Genomic DNA, 6,830 nt, shown 5'->3' with positions numbered 1-6,830 from the left:
CGACCAGCGCCGAACGGGCGATGTCGCGGGCGCCGCGCTCGGGGTCGTAGACCGCCCACCGGCCCCGGCCCGCCGCCTTGGCCCAGTAGAGCGTGGTGTCCGCCGCCTTCATCAGCTCCGACGCGGTGGTCTCCGAGGCGGGGCACTGCACGATGCCCACACTGGCCGAGACCGCCAACTGGTGCTCACCGACGTGGACCGGGGCCGCGACCGCCGCCAGCGCGGCCTCGGCGACGGCGACCGGGTCGTCGGTGTCGTCCCCGCCGTCGACGAGGATCACGAACTCGTCGCCCCCCATCCGGGCGACCAGGTGCCCGTGGTCGGCCACGCACGCGGCGAGCCGCCGGCCGATCATCACCAGGAGCCGGTCACCGAGGTCGTGGCCGAGACTGTCGTTGATCGCCTTGAAGCCGTCCAGGTCGAGGAAGCACACCCCGACCTGCTGACCGATGCGCGCGGTGTCGAGCACCCGGCCCAACGTCTCGAAGAACAGCGTCCGGTTGGGCAGCCCGGTCAGCGGGTCGTGCAGCGCCTGGAAGCGCAGCCGCTGCTGGAGTTCGTACCGCTCGGTGATGTCCTCGATCATCGCGACGGTGAATCGGGGCCGGCCCTCGTGTCGGATCAGTGAGACGGCCAGATCCGTCCACACCACCGTGCCGTCCTTGCGGTAGTAGCGCTTCTCCACCCGGGCGGCGTCGTGCTTGCCCTCGATCAGCTCCTGGTAGAGCTCCCACATCCCGGCGGCGTCGTCGGCGTGGAACAGCGCCGCCACGTTGATTTCGCGCAACTCCTCGATCGAGTAGCCGAGCATGTCGGCGAACGCCTGGTTGACGTCGATGATCCGGCCGTCCACGCCGGCGATCCCGATCCCGATCGCGGCGCCGGTGAACACCGCCCGGAACCGGGCCTCGCTCTCCCGCAGCGCCTGCTCGACCTCGTCGCGCGCCTGCCAGGCCGACCGGGCGATGCGTTCCTGCTGGCTGAAGGTGCGATCGCGCAGTGCGCGGGCGAACCCGGCAGCCAGGCCGCCCTGCATGGCCGCGATCCGATCGGCGAGGTCGGCCGGCCGGTCGCCGTCGTTCAGGACCTGGCGCGGGAAGTCCGCACCCAGCGCGTGCAGCGTCCACTCCAGCGCCTGCGGCTCGGTGAGGTGCGCCTCCACCAGTGCCCGCCCGACCTCCTCGGCCGGTCGGGCGGTGAACCGCTCCGCCCGGACCGCCTGGGCCAGCCGGATCGTGTGCACCAGCAGCAGCCGCTCGGTCTCGGCCGCGCTGAGCGGCACGAAACCGAGGCGGCGCACCGCGCGGGCCCATTCCGCGGCGTACCCCTGAGCGTCGGCCCGGCCGGCTTCGACCCCGGCGGGGTCCCGACCCGCAAAGACCCCGGCGGGGTCCCGGCCCGGATAGACCCCGGCGGGGTCCGGGACGGCGGCCACGAGATCAGCCGGCGGGCTGGTCGTACCGGGCGACGGCACCGAAGGCGCCGAACCGCTCCGGGTGCTCGTCCACGTCGGACGGTGAGTCCGGGCGCCAGAGCGGCATGTGCACCACGCCCGGCTCCAGGACGGTCCAGTCGCCGAAGAAGCCGGTGACCTGTGCGCGGGAGCGCAGGGTGATCTCGGTGTCGGTACGGGCGGAGAGGCGCTGGGCGTCCAGCATCTCCTGTGGCTGGTCCTCGAAGGTGGAGTGCGAGATGACCAGGAAACTGCCCGGCGCGGCGGCGTCCCGCAGGGTGGCCAGGATCGCCTCGGGCCCGTCGGCGTCCGGGATGAAGTGCACCACCCCGGCCAGCAGGATGCCCACCGGTCGGCTGAAGTCGATCAGCCCGAGCCGTCGGGTCTCGGCGAGGATCCGCTCCGGGTCACGCAGGTCGGCGTGGATGACCCCGGTCAGCTCGTTGCCGGCGAGCAGCTCCCGACTGTGCGCGACGGCCACCGGGTCGATGTCGACGTACACCACGCGGGCCTTGGGGTTGACCCCCTGCGCCACCTCGTGCACGTTGCCCACGGTGGGAATTCCGGAACCGATGTCGAGGAACTGGTCGATGCCGGCGTCGAGCAGCGCCCGGACGGCCCGGCGGAGGAACTCCCGACCGGACCGCATGGTGGCGGCGAGATTCGGGGTCATGCTGGCGATCTGCTCGGCCAACTGCCGGTCGATCTCGAAGTTGTGCGCCCCACCCAGAAAGTAGTCGTACACCCGGGCCGCGCTCGGCCTGGTCAGATCGATCTCGGTCGGCAGTCCGTCCGGCATCAGTGTGCTCCCCAGTTCATCGCCGCGGCGCGGGACGGCACCGGCGTACGGGCGCGCCGCAGGCACGCGCGAGCACCGGTCGACCCGCGGGTCGTGTGGTGTGGACCACTCTAGGCGGCTGACTCCAGCAACAGCGAGATGCCTTGACCAACGCCGATGCACATCGTGGCCAGAGCCCGGCGACCGCCACGACGGCGCAGCTCCAGGGCGGCGGTCAGGGCCAGCCGCGCGCCGCTGGCACCGAGCGGGTGCCCCAGCGCGATGGCCCCACCGTTGGGGTTGACGTGGTCGGCGTCCACGGGCAGCCCCAACTCGCGCAGCACCGCCACCGACTGCGCGGCGAACGCCTCGTTCAGCTCCACCACGTCCACCGCGCCCACCTCGACGCCGACACGGTCGAGGAGCTTGCGGGTGGCCGGCACCGGGCCGATCCCCATGATCCGGGGCGGCACACCGGCCGCGGCCGCGCCGACGACCCGGGCCAGCGGGGTCAGGCCGTACCGGAAAACCGCCGCCTCGCTCGCCACCAGCAGCGCCACCGCGCCGTCGTTGACGCCGGAGGAGTTGCCGGCGGTGACGGTGCCACCGTCGCGGAACGGAGTGGGCAGCGCGGCCAACTTCTCCAGTGAGGTCTCCCGGGGGTGCTCGTCCACCTCGACCAGTCGGGTCTCCCGGCGACCGGCCGGCACGGACACGGCCACGATCTCCTCGGCGAACCGGCCGTCGGCCTGCGCCTTGGCCGCCCGCTGCTGCGAGCGGTACGCGAAGGCGTCCTGCTCGGCCCGGCTGACGCCGTACTCGGCGGCGACATTCTCCGCCGTCTCCGGCATCGAGTCGACCCCCCACCCGTCGCGCATCAACGGGTTCACCAACCGCCAACCCAGGGTGGTGTCGTACACCTCGGCCGAGCGGGAGTACGCCGATGTCGCCTTCGGCATGACGAACGGCGCCCGGCTCATGCTCTCCACCCCGCCGGCGATCACCAGGTCCGCGTCCCCGGCGACGATGGACCGGGCGGCGGTGGCGAGCGCGTCCAGGCCCGAGCCGCACAGCCGGTTGACCGTGCTGCCCGGCACCTCCTGGGGCAGCCCGGCCAGCAGCGCCGCCATCCGGGCCACGTTGCGGTTGTCCTCACCGGCCTGGTTGGCGCAGCCGAGCACGACGTCGTCGACACGCGCCCAGTCCACCGACGGGTGGCGGGCGACCAGCTCACGGATCACGTGCGCGGCCAGGTCGTCGGGGCGGACGCCGGCCAGCGCGCCCGCGTACCGGCCGATCGGGGTGCGGACACCGGCCACCAGGTATGCCACGGTCATCGCGAGTCCTTAGGGGGTGCAGACGGCGGGGGGTGGGGCACGCCCACCGGGTCGCGAGGGCTGCCGGCCGCCAGGATATCCGCGCCGACAGCGGATAGGTTGACGGCATGGCCCGGCCCCAGTTCAGCGCAGAGACCAGCGGCGGTGGCGCGTTCGTCCGCCAGCCGAACCGGTTCACCGGTCGGGTCACCGCCGACTCGACCTCCCCACCCGGCGGCGGCCCGGACGAGCAGGACCGCTGGCCCCTGGAGGCCGGCCGTTACCGGCTGATCTGGTGCCGCGCCTGCCCCTGGGCGCACCGGGCGAGGATCGTGCGCGGCCTGCTCGGGCTGGACGACGCGATCTCGCTGGGCACCGTCGACCCGATCCGGGACGAACGGGGCTGGGCGTTCGCCCTCGACCCGGACGGCTTCGACCCGGTCCTCGGCGTGAGCTTCCTCTCCGAGGCGTACCTGGCCACCGACCCGGACTACACCGGCCGGGTGACCGTGCCGGCGCTCGTCGACACCCTGACCGGCCGGGTGGTCACCAACGACTATCCGCAGCTCACCCTCGACTTCTCCACGCAGTGGCGGTCGCTGCACGCGCCCGACGCGCCGGACCTCTACCCGGTCGCGCTGCGCCCCGAGATGGACGCGCTGATGGCCGAGATCCACACCGACGTGAACAACGGCGTCTACCGGTGCGGGTTCGCGACCTCCCAGGAGGCGTACGACGAGGCGTTCCGGGCGCTCTTCACCCGGCTGGACGCGCTCTCCGAGCGGCTGGTCGGGCAGCGCTACCTGATGGGCGACGCGATCACCGAGGCGGACGTACGGCTGTTCACCACGCTGGTCCGCTTCGACGCCGCGTACCACGGGCATTTCAAGTGCAACCGCAACAAGCTGACCGAGATGCCGGTGCTCTGGGCGTACGCCCGGGACCTGTTCCAGACGCCCGGTTTCGGCGATACGGTGGACTTCGACCACATCAAGCGGCACTACTACGGCACGCACCAGCAGATCAATCCGACCGGCATCGTGCCACTCGGGCCGGACGAGTCCGGCTGGAGCGCGCCGCACGGGCGTGGCTGACCCGGGTCGGTCCGCCGCGACGACCGCGCCGGGGGCCCGCGGTGACACCGCACGCCGGGTCGCCGCGTCCGCCGCGGCCGGCTGCACCCTGGCCGGTGCGGTGGCGGTGACGCTCGCCGTTGTCGCCGGTCCCGGTCCAGGGCTCACCGGGTACGTCAGTGAGGCGGGCATCGCCGGCAGCGCCCACGCCGGGGCGTACCGGATCGGGATCCTGGCCCTCGCCGGCGCGCTGCTGCTGATCGGCGCGGCGCTGCCCCCCGGGGTGTGGGCGGCGGCCCCGGCGCTGCTCGCCACCGGGGCGGTGTTCACCGCTGTGTCGGGGGCGGTGACCTGCTCCGACGGTTGCCCGTTGCCGCCGTTCGAGCGCGCGACGACGGCGGACCTGGTGCACGGTGGCGCGAGCATCGCGGCCACCGCGGCGGTGGTCTTCGCCATGATCACGCTGGCCGTCTCCGGGTCGGTCGGCCGGACCGTGCGTCGGCTGGCCGGCGGGGCGGCCGCGTTGGCGCTGCCGCTCTGCGCCACGGTGGGGCTAGCGATGCTCGTGCTCGGCCGGGGCTCGGTGGTGGGGGTGCTGGAACGGCTGATCCTCGCCCTCGCGGTGCTGTGGGGTTTGGGCACCGCCACCGCGCTGGCCCTCTGTAAGGAGCCTCACGCCGTCGGGTCCTTCCATTGAGCGGCAATCGGCGTATCGTCGTCGAGCGATGACCAACGTCTGGGACCTCACCGTCCGCCTGTATGTCGATCTCCGACTGCAGGCCAGCGGCATCTGTCCGGGCTAGCCGCGTTTCCTACGCCTGCCCCGATCGAACCGGACAATTGGATACATCCCCATGCCCTTCAGCCTGCGCAAAATTCCCTTCTCCGTGCAGATCCTGCTCGGCCTCGCTCTCGGTGTCGCGCTGGGCTTCCTGGCCCGCACCAACGACCTGAGCTGGCTGACCACCACCCTGCACACCGTCGGCAGCCTCTTCGTCCAGCTCCTCAAGCTGGCCGTGCCACCACTGGTCTTCACCGCCATCGTGGTCAGCGTGGTCAGCCTGCGCGGCGTCGCCAACGCCGCCCGGCTCGCCCTCAAGACCCTCATGTGGTTCGGCATCACCGCGCTGGTCGCGGTGAGCATCGGCATCGGCCTCGGCCTGCTCACCAACCCGGGCAAGGGCGTGACCCTCGACCTGGGCGGCGCGGCACCGCCGAAGAACACCGGTTCGTGGACCGACTTCCTCACCGGCATCGTGCCCACCAACCCGGTCGGCGCGTTCGTCGAGGGCAACGTCCTCCAGATCGTCTTCCTCGCCGTCGTCATCGGCGCCGCCGCCCTGCTCGTCGGTGAGGCCGCCGAACCGTTCGTGGCGCTCAACCGCTCCCTGCTGGAGATCGTCCAGAAGGCGCTCTGGTGGGTCATCCGGCTCGCCCCGATCGGCACCCTCGGCCTGATCGGCAACGCCGTCGCCTCGTACGGCTGGGACCTGCTGGCCCCCCTCGCGAAGTTCACCACCGCCGTCTACGTCGGCTGCGCCATCGTGCTGTTCGTGGTCTACCCGCTGGTCCTGGTCCTCGCCGGCCGGCTCAACCCGCTGCGCTTCTTCGGCGGCGCCTGGCCGGCGATCCAGCTGGCCTTCGTGTCCCGCTCCTCGGTCGGCACCATGCCGGTGACCCAGCGCTCCGTCGAGCGCCTCGGCGTGCCCCGCGAGTACGCCTCGTTCGCGGTGCCCTTCGGCGCCACCACGAAGATGGACGGCTGCGCCGCCATCTACCCGGCCCTTGCCGCGATCTTCGTGGCCCAGGTGTTCGGCGTGCACCTCGGCATCGGCGACTACCTGCTGATCGCCTTCGTCTCGGTGGTCGGCTCGGCGGCCACCGCCGGCCTGACCGGCGCGCTCGTGATGCTCACCCTGACCCTCAGCACGCTGGGCCTGCCGCTGGCCGGCGCCGGCCTGCTGCTGGCCATCGACCCGATCCTGGACATGATCCGCACCGCCACCAACGTCGCGGGGCAGGCCCTGGTGCCGACCGTGGTCGCCGCGCGCGAGGGCATTCTCGACCGCGCCGCGTACGAGTCCGCCGGCCAGCGTGACCTGACCGAACCGGAGCCGGCCGCCAACACCCGGCCCGAACTCAGCCCTGTCCCCGCCTGATCACACCACCTCCACGACGACGGGCCCCTCTCCCCCCCGGGGGCCCGTCGT

Annotated in this window: 6 protein-coding genes; 3 read left to right on the top strand and 3 right to left on the bottom strand. The window is 72.5% G+C overall.

The window, feature by feature from the left end; translation table 11 throughout:
- The 3 genes from EV382_RS32520 to pcaF all read right to left on the bottom strand — a co-directional run.
- On the bottom strand, positions 1-1,435 hold a 1,435-nt coding region (locus EV382_RS32520), incomplete at its 3' end, for a GGDEF domain-containing protein (protein ID WP_130408255.1).
- 4 nt (positions 1,436-1,439) lie between these two features.
- A complete protein-coding gene (locus tag EV382_RS32515; RefSeq protein WP_130408253.1) occupies positions 1,440-2,252 on the bottom strand; it encodes an SAM-dependent methyltransferase in 813 nt (270 codons plus the stop codon).
- Between the two features lie 110 nt (positions 2,253-2,362).
- Positions 2,363-3,568 (bottom strand): 3-oxoadipyl-CoA thiolase, encoded by a 1,206-nt coding sequence (gene pcaF / locus EV382_RS32510; protein ID WP_130408251.1) that lies wholly within the window; start codon positions 3,566-3,568, stop codon positions 2,363-2,365.
- A 107-nt stretch (positions 3,569-3,675) separates the two neighbouring features.
- Here pcaF and EV382_RS32505 point away from each other — a divergent pair, with 107 nt between their 5' ends.
- From EV382_RS32505 to EV382_RS32495, 3 genes are all read left to right on the top strand, one after another.
- Entirely contained in the window at positions 3,676-4,641 is a 966-nt protein-coding gene (locus EV382_RS32505; protein WP_130408249.1) for a glutathione S-transferase family protein, read from the top strand.
- Positions 4,634-5,317 carry a DUF998 domain-containing protein gene (locus EV382_RS32500; RefSeq protein WP_130408247.1) on the top strand — a complete coding sequence of 228 codons (684 nt, stop codon included), beginning with the start codon at positions 4,634-4,636 and terminating at the stop codon, positions 5,315-5,317. Before EV382_RS32505 ends, EV382_RS32500 begins: the two co-directional genes overlap by 8 nt.
- Positions 5,318-5,486: 169 nt before the next feature.
- Positions 5,487-6,779, top strand: a complete 1,293-nt coding sequence (locus EV382_RS32495) for a dicarboxylate/amino acid:cation symporter (protein WP_208758671.1) — start codon at positions 5,487-5,489, stop codon at positions 6,777-6,779.
- Positions 6,780-6,830: the final 51 nt, after the last annotated feature.

The organism is Micromonospora violae, assembly GCF_004217135.1.
In the GTDB taxonomy this organism is placed as follows: Bacteria; Actinomycetota; Actinomycetes; order Mycobacteriales; family Micromonosporaceae; genus Micromonospora; species Micromonospora violae.
The sequence above is the reverse complement of the archived record's forward strand: the minus strand, read 5'-3'. Positions and strand labels throughout refer to the sequence as shown.